Annotated in this window: 13 protein-coding genes; 1 reads left to right on the top strand and 12 read right to left on the bottom strand. The window is 59.3% G+C overall.

Annotated features, from left to right (window positions below):
- Window positions 1-57: 57 nt before the first annotated feature.
- The 11 genes from K2Z83_RS14100 to K2Z83_RS14050 all read right to left on the bottom strand — a co-directional run bounded on the left by K2Z83_RS14100 (window position 58) and on the right by K2Z83_RS14050 (window position 12,368).
- The gene (locus K2Z83_RS14100; protein ID WP_220595824.1) at window positions 58-1,251 is read right to left on the bottom strand and encodes a glycosyltransferase family 2 protein; all 1,194 of its coding nucleotides are present in this window, start codon (window positions 1,249-1,251) and stop codon (window positions 58-60) included.
- A gap of 64 nt (window positions 1,252-1,315) precedes the next feature.
- A complete protein-coding gene (locus tag K2Z83_RS14095) occupies window positions 1,316-2,419 on the bottom strand; it encodes a glycosyltransferase family 4 protein (protein ID WP_220595823.1) in 1,104 nt (367 codons plus the stop codon).
- Window positions 2,416-3,531: a glycosyltransferase family 4 protein gene (locus K2Z83_RS14090; protein WP_220595822.1), complete on the bottom strand. Its 1,116-nt coding sequence runs from the start codon at window positions 3,529-3,531 to the stop codon at window positions 2,416-2,418. The genes K2Z83_RS14095 and K2Z83_RS14090 overlap by 4 nt, the downstream gene beginning before the upstream one ends.
- Before the next feature lie 182 nt (window positions 3,532-3,713).
- Window positions 3,714-4,133: a response regulator gene (locus tag K2Z83_RS14085; protein WP_220595821.1), complete on the bottom strand. Its 420-nt coding sequence runs from the start codon at window positions 4,131-4,133 to the stop codon at window positions 3,714-3,716.
- A 13-nt stretch (window positions 4,134-4,146) separates the two neighbouring features.
- On the bottom strand, window positions 4,147-4,581 hold the full coding sequence (locus K2Z83_RS14080) for an ATP-binding protein (protein ID WP_220595820.1): 435 nt from the start codon (window positions 4,579-4,581) through the stop codon (window positions 4,147-4,149).
- Window positions 4,578-5,963 carry a PP2C family protein-serine/threonine phosphatase gene (locus tag K2Z83_RS14075; protein ID WP_255603944.1) on the bottom strand — a complete coding sequence of 462 codons (1,386 nt, stop codon included), beginning with the start codon at window positions 5,961-5,963 and terminating at the stop codon, window positions 4,578-4,580. The genes K2Z83_RS14080 and K2Z83_RS14075 overlap by 4 nt, the downstream gene beginning before the upstream one ends.
- 197 nt (window positions 5,964-6,160) lie before the next feature.
- Window positions 6,161-6,499, bottom strand: coding sequence for an STAS domain-containing protein (locus K2Z83_RS14070; RefSeq protein ID WP_220595819.1), 339 nt, complete (start codon window positions 6,497-6,499; stop codon window positions 6,161-6,163).
- Between the two features lie 31 nt (window positions 6,500-6,530).
- Entirely contained in the window at window positions 6,531-8,213 is a 1,683-nt protein-coding gene (locus K2Z83_RS14065; protein ID WP_220595818.1) for a sugar phosphate nucleotidyltransferase, read from the bottom strand.
- Window positions 8,214-8,249: 36 nt separating this feature from the next.
- Complete coding sequence (locus K2Z83_RS14060; protein ID WP_220595817.1) at window positions 8,250-9,929, bottom strand: WecB/TagA/CpsF family glycosyltransferase; 1,680 nt, start codon at window positions 9,927-9,929, stop codon at window positions 8,250-8,252.
- Window positions 9,930-10,019: 90 nt separating this feature from the next.
- Window positions 10,020-10,745 carry a sugar transferase gene (locus tag K2Z83_RS14055; protein WP_255603943.1) on the bottom strand — a complete coding sequence of 242 codons (726 nt, stop codon included), beginning with the start codon at window positions 10,743-10,745 and terminating at the stop codon, window positions 10,020-10,022.
- Between the two features lie 402 nt (window positions 10,746-11,147).
- Window positions 11,148-12,368: a hypothetical protein gene (locus K2Z83_RS14050; protein ID WP_255603941.1), complete on the bottom strand. Its 1,221-nt coding sequence runs from the start codon at window positions 12,366-12,368 to the stop codon at window positions 11,148-11,150.
- Between the two features lie 477 nt (window positions 12,369-12,845).
- Between K2Z83_RS14050 and K2Z83_RS14045 the strand changes: the two genes are divergently transcribed.
- A complete protein-coding gene (locus tag K2Z83_RS14045; protein ID WP_220595815.1) occupies window positions 12,846-14,438 on the top strand; it encodes a hypothetical protein in 1,593 nt (530 codons plus the stop codon).
- A gap of 244 nt (window positions 14,439-14,682) precedes the next feature.
- Here K2Z83_RS14045 and K2Z83_RS14040 read toward each other — a convergent pair.
- Window positions 14,683-14,962: hypothetical protein (locus K2Z83_RS14040; RefSeq protein ID WP_220595814.1), on the bottom strand; the 280-nt coding region annotated here is incomplete at its 5' end.

The following is a 14,962-nucleotide window of genomic DNA, read 5'->3' as shown; positions in this document are numbered from 1 at the left end:
AACTCAGCGAGGCTGAACTATCATATACGCCGCACTCTGCCACCGCGAAGGGGTGATCTATCCGTTACGAGCGGTGCGGATCCAGCCGCCAGGCTTGATCCCCAGCAGCATCCGCACATAGAGCCAGATCTTCCAGAACATGAATGCCGGGGCGAAGAGCAGTGCCTGGTAGACTGCGCGTGGCGCGCGTGCGAGGACGAGCCCCGCGAAGATGTAGATGATCTGGCCGATGATGATCGCTACTGCCAGAGCGATAGCCCGAGGGCTTCGCAGCAGCAGGGCGGCTATTAGTGCTATCACGCTGAGCCCTGCCACCACTGAGAAGGGAGGTATCAGTTGTTCGATAGCTGCATCCAGCAGTAAGAAGTTGCGACGTCGTAGTCCATCGCTGATCAGGCTGGGCACGTAGGTTTTGATCATCTCCATACGCCCGCGCTCCCAGCGCTCGTTCTGTGTCTGCGAGGCCTTCAGGCTATCTGGCATCTCTGCCCATACCACCGCATCAGGCGCAAACATTGCTCGCTCGCCGGCGCGGATCAGCTCCATGTGGTACTCAATGTCTTCAGTGAGCGAGGCTGTCCATCGGTGCTTATGCAAGATATCGGCGGCGAAGACCATGCCATTCCCTTTGAGACCAGTCGAGCCGCCCAGCACCATCCGACCCTGGGGCCGTAGGTAGTGGAGCACCGTCAGCGCCACCGCGCGGATCCCTGCGCTGCGGGCGTTCTCGGGTGCGCGCACTGCGTAGTATGCCTGGATCACGCGCTCGCCCCGCGCGAGGCGCGTGTCCATCACCCGCAAGAAGTTTGGCGAGACAACCGAGTCTGCATCAAGGATAATGACGGCGTCATGGGTGTCGCCCCGCTCCCAGATCTGTTGGAGCAGCCACTCTAATGCGTAGCCCTTGCCAATGAGCTCGGTGTTGAACCGTTCATGGACGGTCGCCCCGTGGGCGCGGCCTAGCTCCGCCGTACGGTCGCTACAGTTGTCAGCCACCACATGCACGGCGTAGAGATCATGAGGGTAGTCGAGCTGATCCAGATTCTCCAGGAGCTGAGGCAGCAGCAGCTCCTCATTGTGGGCGGGCACCATGATCACGAATCGGTGAGATGGGCTGCCGTCACGCAGAGGCGTCTGCCGCTTTGCGAAGAGTGCCGCTGCGGTCAGCAGGAGCAGATAGTCGATAATCAGCGCGAGCCCTACCTCGCCGGCGATGAGCAGGCGTGTCAGGGTCGAAAGAAGTGATGCCACGCGGCCTCCATCATGGCGAACGCAGAGTAGCGACGCAGAGTAGCGATTCAGTCTTGATCCGCCATTACACACGCATCATCTTCGATGTGCCGCCCTCTGCTTCGGCGAGCACCTCGCGGACAAGCTGGCCTAGCCGTTCGGCGTAGCTATCGAGGCTCATGTGCTGTAAGACGATTCGGCGGCCCGCCTTGCCCATGCGCTCGGCCTCCTCGGGGTGCCACAGCAGGTGCTCCATGGCTGCCCGTAGCGATTCAGGGTCTTTCGGCGGCACATAGGTGCCGGTCTCACCCTCGATGATCGCGTCCGTCTGTCCGGTTGTCCGCGAGCAGACGACCGCTCGCTCCATCGACATTGCCTCTAGGATTGCGGTGATCCCGGCCTGGAACTCTACATTCTCCAGTGGCATCACCAGGAATCGGCTATCGGCATAGAGCTGGCGCAGCTCGTACTGTGTGAAACGGCGCACTTCCACATTTGATGGGATGTCCTGGCCCTCGGTGGTGTCGCTGCGCTTCGACCAGGGGCTGGCGGCGGCGATGATCACCTTCGCCGGTAGGCCAGCAACCGCTTTCAGGAGCGTCGGGTAGTCGCGCCGCTCGAGCCCTACCGCGCAGATCATCGGCTCCGCATCGTTGGCTTGCACATGGTCAGGCGCGAAGAAGTCGCTGTCGACCATGAAGGGTGTGAAGACGACGCGCGCGCTTGGGATCTTCCAGCGTCGCTCGATGAACTGCTTCTGCGCTGTTGCGTAGACGAGGAAGCGGTCGATGTGGCTCTGTACGCCGAGCCGGTCGAGGAAGATCATCTTCTTCGGCACCGAGATGATATGAGCGATCATTAGGTGCCGTGGGCGGCGCCCAGGCCCCAAGAACTTGAGCAGTGTGGCCAGCGGTAGCCCGATCTGCTCACCGTCGGTGACGATGACCTTGTAGCGGTGGCGAAGCATGAAGCATGCCCAGGCGAGCATCAGATCTGGCCCGCCGATCCGCTCGAGCGCTTTTCCAAAAGAGCCGGCCACCCCCCTAGCTGCAGGGTAGTCGAGCAAGTCGGCCCCAAATGCCTCTGCGAGAGCGCGGTAGTCGGCCCGTGGCCGTGACCCTGCAGCGATCTTCGTGTCGATGTCGGCGGCGATTGTGCCGGAGACAGTCAGAAGAACTTGGTTATTCATGTGGCAACTTTCATTTTTATACGGGACAAGTCGGCCTCTCCCTTGAGCAGATCGAGCAGGCGGCCAGCGTTTTTCTGGGCGTCGTACTCACGGGCGACATGCGCCATCGCCCGCTCGGCTAGGCTCATCCGCAGGTTGGGGCTCATGACCAGTTGGCGTATGGCCTCGGTGAGCGCAGCGGTATCGCCGGCTGGCACTGTCAGCCCGGTTTCGCCATTACGAACGATCTCAGGGATGGCTGCCACATGTGTCGAGACCACCGCCATGCCGGCGGCACCTGCCTCAGAGAGCACCATGGGCAGGCAGTCTCCGAAGGTCGGCAGCGCAAAAATATCACAGCTGTGGTACAGATCCTTGAGCGGCTGGCTGTTCGGCTGCATATTGTTATAAACGAAGAGTCCTGGCTCCGTTGCTACTTTATCTTTCGTCACAAGATGGAGCTCGACTCCAAGCGGGCGTAGGGCGCGGAAGGCGTCGAGCAGTAGCAGGCCGCCCTTGCGCTCAAGGTTCGCACCGACAAAAAGTATTTTCACAGGGCCATCGTGCCGCATGCGCGGGGTGGGCCGCTTCCAATCTCGCACATTCACGCCGGGCGGGATAACGGTAATCTTATCGGCGGGCACTTCATAGTCATCGACGAGACCGCGCTTCGTCCATTCGCCCCATGCCACAATGTGGCGCGCGGCGCGGTAGCAGTCGCGGTTCAGTCGCCACTTCAGGCCTTCGAGCCAGTCTGGCCCCTGCTCGTGCTGATAGAAGGTGCCGAGCTGGTCATACTGCATCGGCGTTGCGTCGAGTGAGACGATTCCTGGGATCTTCTGGAGCCAGCTTGTGGCAAGGATGGCCGGAACCTGTGTATGAAAGAATAGCGCGTTAAGCTTTGTCTGGCGGGCGATACGTGCCACCTCCCCGCGTGCCCGTAGCCCGGCGCGCACCGTCCAGTTACTCTTATAGATCGGGATCCGGCTGGCGATACCGGTAGTCTCAAACGGGATCAGCCCCCAATAGGCGCGCACCTCGGGGTCATTTGGGACATTCGCCTGGAGGTTTTTGGTGTGGGTGACATGTCCGAGCGCCTGTTCCATGATGAAGCCGATATTGTAGATGCCCATAAGATGCTGCTTCCCTTACTACAAAAAAAGTAAAGATCGAGAGAGATCCCCCGATCTCCCTCGATCCCCATTGTAGAGTATCTGGGTCGTATAAACCTTATGTGAATGGGCGCGTGATCTTGGTGTCAATTCGATCAAGAGCGAGGGTTGATAGTGCATACCTGAGCGTTCCCGCGTGACGGTTATGCTGCGCTGTGCTCGAACATTTTGATCGGAGCAGTGTCTTCGGGGGGGGGACACTGGCTAATCAGCCGGGCCACCTCGCGCACCAGATCTTCCGAGTCGACTGGCTTTGTCAGGAATGAGTCGATGCCAATGCCGCTGGCGCGCACATGATCTTGCTCGCGAGTGCTTGCGGTGACCATAAGAATTGGCGTGCTTGTAAAACGGGCATCGGCGCGGATTGCACGGGCTAAGGCCAGGCCATCTATTTTCGGCATGGTGAGGTCGGTCAATACCAGATCAACAGCTGCGTTATTCAGTCGGTCAAGCGCTTGCTGTCCGTCGAAGGCGGCCACAACTGCATACCCATGCTGCTCAAGAATAAAGCTCATCAGCCGGTGGTTGGGCGCGTAGTCATCGACGATCAGGATCGTTGTCACAAGCGCCCCTCCTTTAGAGATTTTTTACCAGGCACCAGTAGTTATCCCCCACCTGGGCCTTATAGGTCACCGTATCCATCAGATTGCGCATGAGGAAGAGCCCGTAGCCGTGGACTTGCGCCTGCTCCAGGCTTGGCGATGGGACTACCTCAGGATTAAAGGGCTTTCCTGTGTCGTGTAGTTCGATCTCTAGCCGGCGCGGTTGTGGGAAGAGGGAGAGCGAAATGACAATACGCTCGTTACCGTCTGTTGCGCCGTCGTACGCGTGGCCGACAATATTCGTGCAGGCCTCGTGCGCGGCTAGCTGCATATTGTAGGTAAGCATCTCGTGGTCTTCGACTCCGTCGATCTGGCGCAGCATATCGGCGATGCAGTCGCTGAGGATATGAAGGTAGGCGTAGCGGGCCGGCAGATCTAGCCGGATAACCTCTGGGTGCTGCAGGCTCACGATGCTGCTCCTTTGATCACCACGAGGGTCTGATCATCATCCTGGTTGCGCCCCCCTCCGAAGCGATCAACCGTCTCAAACATCGCATCAGCGATTTCGCGTGCAGTTCGTGGAGCGAGTTGATCAACGAGCTCGATGAGGCGTTCGATATCAAATGTCTCATCGTGTGCGTTTCGGGCGTCGCTGAATCCATCGGTGGCGACAATTAACAGATCGCCGGGGCGCATATTCAGCGTTTGATTTCGACAGTGGCTTATCGGGAGGATCCCGATCGCGGTGCTGTCTGCCCGGAGGAGCTCTGGGCTACCGTCGAAGGGCCGATAGATCACGGGCGCATGTCCGGCATTGGCGTAGAGCATCTTCTGGCTGCCTGGCTCATACTGACCGACAAAGGCGGTGGCGAAGACCCCCACCCGTGTGAAGTCGTTGTAGAGGTCTTCGTTCGATTGGCGCATAACTGCCTCAGGTGTCGGGAACGGCATAAACTGGGCCTTGCTGTGGATGGCCGAGCGGGTCATTGTCATCAGCAGGGCTGCTGAGAGCCCTTTACCGGTCACATCGCCTAGTGAGAAGAGCATTGGCCGGCCATCGCCGAGGATGAAGTCGAAAAAGTCTCCCCCCACCTGGAGTGCTGGTCGTGAGTTTGCGAAGATGTCCAGGCCGTCTATCTTGGGCAGCTGGCGCGGCATCAGGTCAAGCTGGACGCGTCGTGCCAGATCCATCTCAGTCCGCAGCTTCGCCTGGTCAAACATCTCCTGGTAGAGCAGCATGCGCTCGATCTGTGCGCTGGCCTGATCAGCTATCGCCCGTACGAGCTTGATGTCGGGGCTCCCAAACCCTCCAGGCCGGTTTGCCAGGCCCATTCCGGCCATGATGCTGCCTCGCACCCAGATTGGCACTGATAGTAAGTTCTCGATTCCTTTCGGGCATGGGAACTCACTCTCCGGGTTGGGTAAGATCACATCATGTTCGAGCGAGAAGGTGTGCCAGTAGATGCGCCAGGCGATGTCGTCATCAAAGAAATTCTCGGATGACTGGATGAGCAGTGGCTCCTGCCCGGTACTTGATACAAACACGGCGAAACCCACCTGGAACTTCGTCATGCGTAGGGCTTCGATCACCAGTGCCTGGAGCGTCTCAACGACCGTCATGTGGTCGCGCATGGTCTGGGTCAGCCGGTACAGTGCGAGCTGTTGGTCTTGGCTTGTTACGAGGTCAGCTGTCATGTGCTGAAGCTCGCTTTCGAGCTGGAGCATGTAGCTGATCATGGCTGCGTCAGCCTTGAGTCGGAGCTCTGCGCTCATTCCGCTGATCCCGGCCACGCGGAGATCGGCGATGTCCTCATCGTTCTTGGTGATCGGTGCCGTGATACTGGGTCTCATGAGCCGGTGTCCGGACGGCCAATACACCAGGGGGCGGTTATCTTGAAAGACCCCAAAGGCACTCGCCCCTTGGGCGAGCCACGCCTCAGCTAGGCTTGCGAAACGCTGATATTGTGAGCTGAGTAGTGTGACGAGCATAACATGTGTCGGGCTGGCCTTCAAGAAGCACCCTCCTTGAAGGCCCCCTCAACTCCCGATCAGCTATTGAACGACTGGAGGGCGTGCTCTTCATCGACAAAAATGTTAAATGCCTTGTCGAGCCGGGTCAGTTCGAAGATCATGTACACAGGGCGCCTCAGGCTGCAGACACAGAGGTCGCCCTGCACCTGATGACATCGTTTGAGGGCCTGCACCAGGGTGGCCAGGGCTGTCGAGTCGACGAAGGTCGTCTCCGCGAGGTTCACCAGGACGCGCGCCTTTTGGGCCGACGTGACCTGCTCAAGCCAGGTCGCTACTGGGGGGACCGTGTTTGTGTCGAAGCGCCCGGAGATCTCCAGGATATTCACGTCACCGGCAACGCGAGTCTTCATCTCCATATGGAGATCCTCCTTAACAGCTTAGATAGAGCTACATACTTCCCACGTTATCGGCGTGGAGCAGGGCTTCCGCAACGGCGTTGCGGCGAGCGTTTCGACGCGCCCAGATGGCTGGTGTGCGCAGGAACAAGAGCAGATCGCTTCGCCACGTTCGTGTCGCTGTGTAGTATACATCGGCGATGATCACAGCATCGAGGTTGCTGTTTGGGTCTGTCTCTTGGTACCACAGGCCGGTTAGCCCTGCCCGTGAGTCGTGGCGTCGCTGGTGCCACTCTTCATTGAGCTGAGCGGCCTCTTCTGGGTGCAATGGTTTGACTCCTACGAGCGCGATATCACCGCTGAGTACATTGAATACCTCGGGGAGGCGGTGTAGCTCCCATCGCTCCATCCATCGGCCGCCGACGGTGTATTTCCCGTCGCGCCGACGAGTCTGGAAGTGAATCAGCTCGAAGGTGTAGAGCCCTGGGCTCCCGTCTGCGGTGGTGATCCGCTGGCCCATTCGCTGGCAGCGGGCGATAGGCTTGCCGGCGCTACCGATAAGTGCGAGCAGCCAGAGGAAGAGCATCAGTGGGCTAGATAGAACCGTTAGGGCTATGGCTACTGTCCTGCCGAGGGCGCGGAGGAGCTGGTTTTGCCCTTCGGATTGTGTGCCAACTCGGCTGAGCAAAAAAGGGTCGAGCACTGCGGTTGTCTCGCCAGACTCGGGGTCGCTAATGCTTCTATCTGTGACGATGCGGCCCTCGACCTTCAGCAGTTGGCCGATGTAGGTCTCGCTGATGATGGTGCTGCCGCTGACAGTCGCCTCGTCATCGATAACGACATTCGAGCCGATCACGGTGCCGGCACCGATCTCGACCTCGCGGCCAATGTAACTATTCTCCCCGATGTAGACGGGCGAGGCGATCTTTACGCTGGGGTGGATTGAGTGGTTGAGCCCCACCCAGACGCCCGGCACGATCTGGCGGCTGCTCAGCGAGGGGTAGCGAACGGTTGCCTTCGGCCCCGTGGAGGACATTTCAGGCGCCTTCTCCTTGAAGGCGCTATAGAGCACGACCTGCTGGGCTTCCTGAAATGAAGCGAGGTTGTCAAGCGGGCTCCAGTAGCCGGCTATCTGGAATCCGTGTACTGGCTCACCGGCGGCGACGATTGCCGGTAGGAGCTCGGTGAGAATGTCGAAGTGGCTGCGCGCGGGGATGTGCTGGAGTACGCTTGGCTCAAAGATAAATGCACCTGTGGCGCTCAGCGGCTTGCCGGTATCTGCGAGCTGCGCGTTGGCTCCGAGGTGGATCAGTGGTGCGGTGCTCCCTGGAACGGGGCTGTGCAGAATAACGGTTGCCGGCCCTCCGTGGGCTTGGTGGAAGGCGAGCGCCGCTGCGACATCGAGATCAATGAGGGCGTTCCCGGGCATCACGAGGAATGTCTGATCGAGCAGGCGCCCCGCCCACTTGAGCGAGCCGGCCGAGCCCCAGCTCTCGCGCTGGGCCACATACTCCAGATCAACGCCCCACCGCTTGCCGCTCCCAAAGTACGCCGCGATTGGTCCTCCCTGGTTGTAGAGGCTCACAAGAATTCGTTTGAGGCCAGATCGGGCGAGGATCTCGACCGTCATTGCCATCACGGGTCGGTCGATTACTGGGATGAGCGGCCCAGGTATGGTGTCAGTGAGTGGGGGGAGCTTGCGCTCCTCATGTGTTGCGAGAATGATCGCTTGCATAGTCTCGTATCACTCTGATGGTGAAGCAACCATCGCCTATTGCTGACCGGCAGGCATGATCCGTAACCCCGAGAGATCTGGCGCTGTCGCGATGGGATCTCTGGTTGCGGTAGCTACATCTTGCATCACCGTCAGAATATTGTCGAGCTTTATCAGCTTCAGCGTTCGGATCAGGTCATGGGAGCAGCTGGCTATTCGCAGAGCGCCATTCTTTGCGCGGGCTGCCTTGTCTAGCTTGAGGAGTGCTGCCATGCCAGCGCTTGACATAAAAGAGGTTTCGCTAAAGTCCATCACGAGATGCGGGTTTGTCTCAATGCCAGCGAGGCAGCGCTCGACAATCAGCCCGATGTTGTTGCCGTCAAATATTCGCGGCATATGAACAACGCTCCATCCGTTGTCCGCAGCGCGTGGGGCCACAGGCTGTGGGGCTTGGCGGCGCTTGAACTCTGCGGCCTCGGCGTCGGGGTAGACTTCAAAAAAGCTCTCCAGGCGCACCAGCGAAAGCAGGCTCTTGATCTGCGGAGGCATCTCGACGAGCCAGAGCGCCCCGCCGTCGGTTCGCGCTCGGTTTGCGAGTGCGACAAGCGTTCCGAGCGCTGAGCTATCCAGGAAGGTGGCATCTGACATGTTAATAATCAGGTAGGGAGATTCATCCAGCATGATATGCGCCTGCGTGGTGAACTCCTCGTGGTTGTTGATGTCGAGTCGTCCGCGCAGGTAGAGCACTGGGGTGCTGTTGAGCGTTTGCTGTGTATCTGAGACATGTGGCTCGGCCTGTCCTTCTACGGCCAGCGGCTCGGCATCCTCTGGTCTATCCACCAGTGCCGTCGGGGCGATGGGGGCGATCGGGGGGGCAGGAGTTGGCGCGAGGGCAACCTCAGGAGTCGGCGCGAGGGTAATCGGTGGTGCCTGAGCGGGCTCAGGCGCAGTCGTTGGTGTCATCGAGACAGCGGTGCCCCGACGCATGCCCCACCACTGGCGCGCGAAGAAGTAGCCGAAGTAGCCGAAGTCGTGCAGGTAGCGTTTTGCGAGGCGGCGCGGCTCTTGTGAGAGTCGGTAGGCCCACTCAAGGCCGATCTTCTGCACCCACGATGGGGCGCGCTTCGTGACCCCGACGATCATATCGAAGGTGCCGCCCACGCCGATGCAGATCGGCACGTGGAGCTCGTGGGCGTGCATGCGGATCCATTTTTCCTGCTTGGGGTTGCCAAACGCTACGAGCAAGATATCTGGCTTGGCTGCTTTCACCGCATCGAGCACAGAGCGATCCATATCGAAAAGGGAGCGTGGCGGTGGCGAGAGCACTCCGGCGATGATCATCCCTGGGTTGCGCTCCTGGAGGATTGCGGCGGCCTTCGCGGCCACCCCCTCGCGCGCCCCTAAGAAGAAGATCGAGTAGCCCTTCTGCGCTGCGCGCTGGGCTAAGGCCGGCACCATGTCGGCGCCGGTAACACGTCCGGGGAGCCGGCCGCCAAGTAGGCGGGCTCCCCACACCAGTGGCATGCCGTCGGCCGTGGCCATGTCAGACTCTTGCAAGATCCGCTGGAGCTCTGGGTCGTGTATTGAGTTCACTACAAAGTCGGCGTTTACGGTCGCGATCTGGTGGGTACGCCCGGATGCTCGGCCCACGGCGACAAACTCATCGCAGCGGTCTAGCGCCTCATCCATTGTCAGGTTGTCGACCGGCACTCCCAGAACAACGAGCAGCTTGCGCATCAGAGCCCCTCTATATCGAATGCTGAATGTTGAATGTTGAATGTTGAATGGAGCTACATTCAGCATTCAGCATTCAGCATTCAACATCACTCAATACGCGCCTTTGCTGAACAGTACAGCCGGAATCGTCTTGATCAGAATCTCGAGGTCTTTCCAGATACTCTGCTCGGAGATATATTGCAGATCGAGCTCAACCCAGCGCTTGAAGTCCACATTGCTGCGGCCAGAGACCTGCTGGAGGCCGGTGATCCCAGGGATGGCGTGGAGCCGGCCGATCTGGTCGTAGTTATACTTTGCCACCTCGCTTGGCAGTGCCGGGCGAGGCCCAACAAGGCTCATCTCGCCTTTGAGCACGTTGAACAGCTGTGGTAGCTCGTCGATGCTCAACTTGCGAATGATCCTGCCCACCTTGGTGATACGTGGGTCGTGCTTCATCTTGAAGACAGGGCCATCAGCTTCGTTCTTGGCCATCAGCTCCGCCTTACGCTGCTCGGCATCGATATACATCGAGCGGAACTTGTAGCAGGGGAAGTGCTCCCCATCTTTCCCGACGCGAGTCTGGCGGAAGAGCACAGGGCCGGGCGAGTCGAGCTTGATAGCGATGATGGTGAGCAGCATGATCGGTGAGCTCAGGGCAATTGCGACGAGCGATACGGTGATGTCGAGCGCACGCTTGAGGTTTCCTACGATCTTGTTGCGGATCACCCACCAGGACATGACGAAACGTAGGCGCTGGTTTGCTCGCGTACTTTGGAAACGGCGGTTCGCGAACTTCTCCAGCATGCGGAGAGTTTTTGGGTCGAGCTGCTGTTCCATATCGGCTGGACGCATCAGGCACCTCGTGTGCTATCTCTCATCTGAGGCAATATCTTTTACACAATGAACTGTATCAGTGCCAGTGAACAATTGCCTTACATCTCTGAAGTATACGTGTGAATATTAGTTCACCGAGATGGTGGCGCTTGAAGGTGTAGGATTTCCGCGTGGTGGCGCGGTAACAGCGCGTATTATGAACGTAACATTTCTGTTTTTTGATATTTGCAGATATAGTTGTCGTCACCCGCCCTCTTGGTGCCATGGTACTATACTGTATCGCATTGCTGTAACCAACATCGTCTGGCAGAAGGAAACCAGCAGGCGAGGGGATGCCAAGAGCATCCCCTCGCCTGCTGGTTTGTTGTCATCGGCTGTTTTGTAATGGTGCTGCCTTGTCTGGCGTTAGGCAGGGGGCGCCCAGACAGAGATCGAGCGCACAAGCCACTGGGCCTCTTGGGTGTTGCGGAAGTACACTTGTGTGGTGCCGGCGGGGATCGGCATCCAGTAGGATTGGAAGTGGTACATGTTGGCCTGGCTGGTATCGATCTGCTGGAGCGAAGCTGGACGCCACGTTGTACCGTTATCAAAACTCACCTCGATGCCGTCATACATTCCGGTGAAGCGTAGGCTCGCCCTGGAGGGTGCCGGGCTTGATAGGCGAACCGGAGTGCCCTCGCTGTCCTTATTGACAACGTACTGGTTGCCTTTGATGATCGTGAACGGCACTGCCGGGCTGATGCTGATGTTATCCCAGTGCCAGGTGTTCGGTGAGCAGGGGCCAGCACAGTCCTTCATTGGGTTATAGGAGTGGTGTCCGAATTGTACAACCCCCTGATCCCATCCGAGGTCTGGTATTGCCGTATCGTACCACCACAGGTTATAGCTCGGCATGCCGAATGCGATGTGGGTGCGTGAGATCCGTAGCTCGAAGGTGTCGCGTCGCTTTGCGTCTTGGTCTAGCACGTCGTCGTAGGTGATCCAGTGGATTGGGCTGTCGAGATGATATGCACTGAACTCCTTATAGATCGCTGCGAGGAAGGTGTTTTCGTTAAAGTCCATCCGTATATGTACGGCATTGCGCGGCGGTCCGTTGCCGTCTACCTGGAAGTCGAGCGCGAGCTGGAGATTCTGGTCATAGGGGGTGATCCAGACATCGACCCAGTCACGCCCGCTTGTGCGCAGGGTGGACATATCCCAGCGGATCACGGCCTCGCCCTGTGAGAAGTCCGCCATCTGGTTGGGGGTCAGATAGATCATGCCGTAGCCGCTGGCGCGGATCGCGGTCATCATATGGTTGCGGCAGGAGAAGACGGTGTCCTGGTAGCTGCGAATGGTGTGGGTGGCCGGAGGGGCGCCGCAGTCGGTGCCGTGCATTGCCTCCATCGGCTCCAGCTGATACCAGGTTTCTCCATCGCGTGAGTGGACGGTGACCTCCCAGCCTGGTTCATCCCAGGCCTGTGGGCTTGCTGGATCCCCGTCAAAGGTCGCGAGAAATGGTGTGCTTATGTGCTGAGTTTTGATGAGGGGAAGATAGGTGATCGAGTGCGCGGTGTTTGTCTGGGCTTGGGATGCTGAGGAGCTGCTAAACACGATGAGTATGGCGAGTAGAAGCGGCAGGAGCATTCGCGATGGGTGATGTCTGAGCTGCCGAGACCATGTCATGTGTTGTGTTTCCTCTTCTTGGGTTATTTGATCTTTCTCGCACAATCTAGCAGCCAGCGCCGTATACGGCCATAGCCCGATGGTCCCTGATTAGCGTATTGTGCGCTATAGCCGAGCGCAGAGCGGTTGATCGCAGAGCGAAGAACAGGATCGCATCAGAGGCGCACCAATGCTGGCTCAGCTGTTCTGCCCCCCGCTATAGACTCTCCTGTTTCTCCGCATCCCTGTATTATGAATCGCATACGGTTGCTATTACGCAGGTCAGGAATGAGCTCATTCCTGACCTGTCTTAGTACGTGGTATGACCTATCCCTGTTCCAGGCGGTACCTCTGGCCTATGGTCGCAGAGAGAGCGGCTGTGCTATATAACAGACGTGAACGAAAGTTAATAAAAGGTTAAAAAAGAAAGGACACCCACAGGCGTTCACCGCCTACACCATGAAACACACGCACCGTCAACTCCCCACCCGGCTCTTCGCCGGCATCTTCGCCCTTGTCCTACTCGCAGTGATCGCTCTGCCGTTTGCGACACATAGAACGGGCGCGCAGACGGCGAGCCTCGATGGCCTTGTCGGTGTTGTGGATGGAGGGAGCGTCAGCGGCGTGGTTGCTATCCAGGCGCTGGTGAGCGGGAATGCCTCGCGTGTGGCGTTCCGCCTCACCGGCGCGGCTACTGCCTCGTTCACTGATCGCTCGGCTCCTTTCTTCTTCTATGGGGATAGCCAGGGCACGCCCAGAGGCTGGGATACGGCTGCGGTACCTGATGGGCGCTACACGCTACGGGTAACGCTTACCGATAGCCATGGCGCTCGCGAGACGAAGCGGGTGAATTTTACAGTCGCGAACGCGAGTGCCGCCCAAGCACAGCCGACGACGCAGCCGACGACGCAGCCGACGACACAGCCGACGACGCAGCCGACGACGCAGCCCCAGCTGGCTAACTCTTTTGTCGAGACCTTCGATGGCGCGCCGGCAAGCCCTCAGCCCTGGAATGGGGCGAACTGGGACGTTGCGGTTCACTCACGCGATGTGGACACCTGGTACCAGCTGGAGTCAATGGCGGCGCAGCACGGCGCTGACTGCGGCGCCCCTCCGGCCACCCACACCATTCGCAGCTACGAAGACACCGTCTTCTCCTGCCGCAACCATATGATGACCGCGATCCGCGCCAGCGGCTACGGAGTCATTTATCTGACCCCCAACCAGATGGCGGACTTCTCACAGGGCGAGGCCGTGATCCGCTGGGATATGTCCACCCTGCGTACGACGCTGCGTGACTGGGTCGATGTCTGGATCACTCCCTATGACCAGAATCTGGCGCTGCCGCTCGATATGGTGGTTGATTTGAGCGGCCCGCCTCAGAATGCAGTGCAGGTTCATATGGATCTCGCCCGCAATACCTTTCAGGTGACGGTCTATCGTAATTATCAGCCGACGACGCTGAGCGGTGCGATGGCGTACACGGCCTATGATAGCTTCCTCACCCCTGATGCGGCACGGCGTGATACCTTTGAGATTGGGATTTCGCGCACCCATCTGCGCGCCGGCATGCCAGCCTACGGCTTCAGCTGGGTTGACACCGCGATTGCCGACCTGGGTTGGGAGCAGGGTGTGGTGCAGTTTGGCCACCACTCCTATAACCCGCTGAAGGACTGTGCTGGCCCCTGCTCGCCGAATACTTGGCACTGGGATAACGTGAGCATCAGCCCGGCGAAGCCGTTCACGATCATAAAGGCGAGCCGCCGCTATGCCGATCGCACATCCTCGGCGATCAGCTTCTCCCAGCCGGCCCCTGCCGGGGCCAACCTTCGCTTTGCCGGGATCGGGCCGGGCCTGGAGGTTAGCTTTGATGGGGGGCAGAGCTGGCAGGCTGCGAAGACTCAAGCCCAGGACCCAAGCTACTTTAAGGATGAGCACTTCCGCTCATATTGGACGCCCGTTCCCGCAGGCACGAGCCAGGTGCAGTTCCGCGGCCAGAGGTGGTGGGGCGCTGATTGGCATGTGCAGGATGTCGCTATCTGGGCGCGCTGAGCGGGTGAGGCGAGGTGATCGCACAAGGGCGCGGGTCAGCGTTGCTGGCCCGCGCCCTTGCGTATGCCTATGCCCTATGGTACGACCTATCCTATTGATGATTCCAGAACCACGCCGCTCTGAGCATGGCGTCGTTCATCGGTGGGGCGCGATCATCGCGCCCCCACCATTTAGCTTATTCTGGTGCGCTAAACCCCAAAACAACCCCTTAGGCATGTTTCAAACGCACTTGACAGTTTGGGCCTCAGGCCACCAGCGTCAGGATTGCGGGTGGCGGCTCCGGTGGCAGAGCGGGCGCAGCAGATGCGGCTGGCCCGTAGCCCAAGGCCACCAACCAATTGGTGGGCGCATCCACCATCCCGCTGAGGTGGAGCGGGCTCGTGCCCTTATGCACCCCACGGGTGAAGACGCGATGATTGTGCCAGACCGCCAACAAGGCCAGCAGACCCGCCGACAACGTCCGATGCACGGCCAGATGGGGGCGCAGGATACTGTGCCAGTTCTCGACCGCGCTGCTGGCACGA

The sequence above is a fragment of the Oscillochloris sp. ZM17-4 genome (assembly GCF_019599295.1).
GTDB lineage: Bacteria > Chloroflexota > Chloroflexia > Chloroflexales > Chloroflexaceae > Oscillochloris.
The sequence above is the reverse complement of the archived record's forward strand: the minus strand, read 5'-3'. Positions and strand labels throughout refer to the sequence as shown.

Bases quoted from the DNA above. Each gene is read 5' to 3' on its own strand.
- K2Z83_RS14095 (WP_220595823.1), bottom strand. From the start codon at position 2,419: ATGAATAACCAAGTTCTTCTGACTGTCTCCGGCACAATCGCCGCCGAC.
- K2Z83_RS14090 (WP_220595822.1), bottom strand. From the start codon at position 3,531: ATGGGCATCTACAATATCGGCTTCATCATGGAACAGGCGCTCGGACAT.
- K2Z83_RS14075 (WP_255603944.1), bottom strand. From the start codon at position 5,963: ATGAGACCCAGTATCACGGCACCGATCACCAAGAACGATGAGGACATC.
- K2Z83_RS14070 (WP_220595819.1), bottom strand. From the start codon at position 6,499: ATGGAGATGAAGACTCGCGTTGCCGGTGACGTGAATATCCTGGAGATC.
- K2Z83_RS14065 (WP_220595818.1), bottom strand. From the start codon at position 8,213: ATGCAAGCGATCATTCTCGCAACACATGAGGAGCGCAAGCTCCCCCCA.
- K2Z83_RS14060 (WP_220595817.1), bottom strand. From the start codon at position 9,929: ATGCGCAAGCTGCTCGTTGTTCTGGGAGTGCCGGTCGACAACCTGACA.
- K2Z83_RS14055 (WP_255603943.1), bottom strand. From the start codon at position 10,745: ATGGAACAGCAGCTCGACCCAAAAACTCTCCGCATGCTGGAGAAGTTC.
- K2Z83_RS14050 (WP_255603941.1), bottom strand. From the start codon at position 12,368: ATGCTCCTGCCGCTTCTACTCGCCATACTCATCGTGTTTAGCAGCTCC.
- K2Z83_RS14045 (WP_220595815.1), top strand. From the start codon at position 12,846: ATGAAACACACGCACCGTCAACTCCCCACCCGGCTCTTCGCCGGCATC.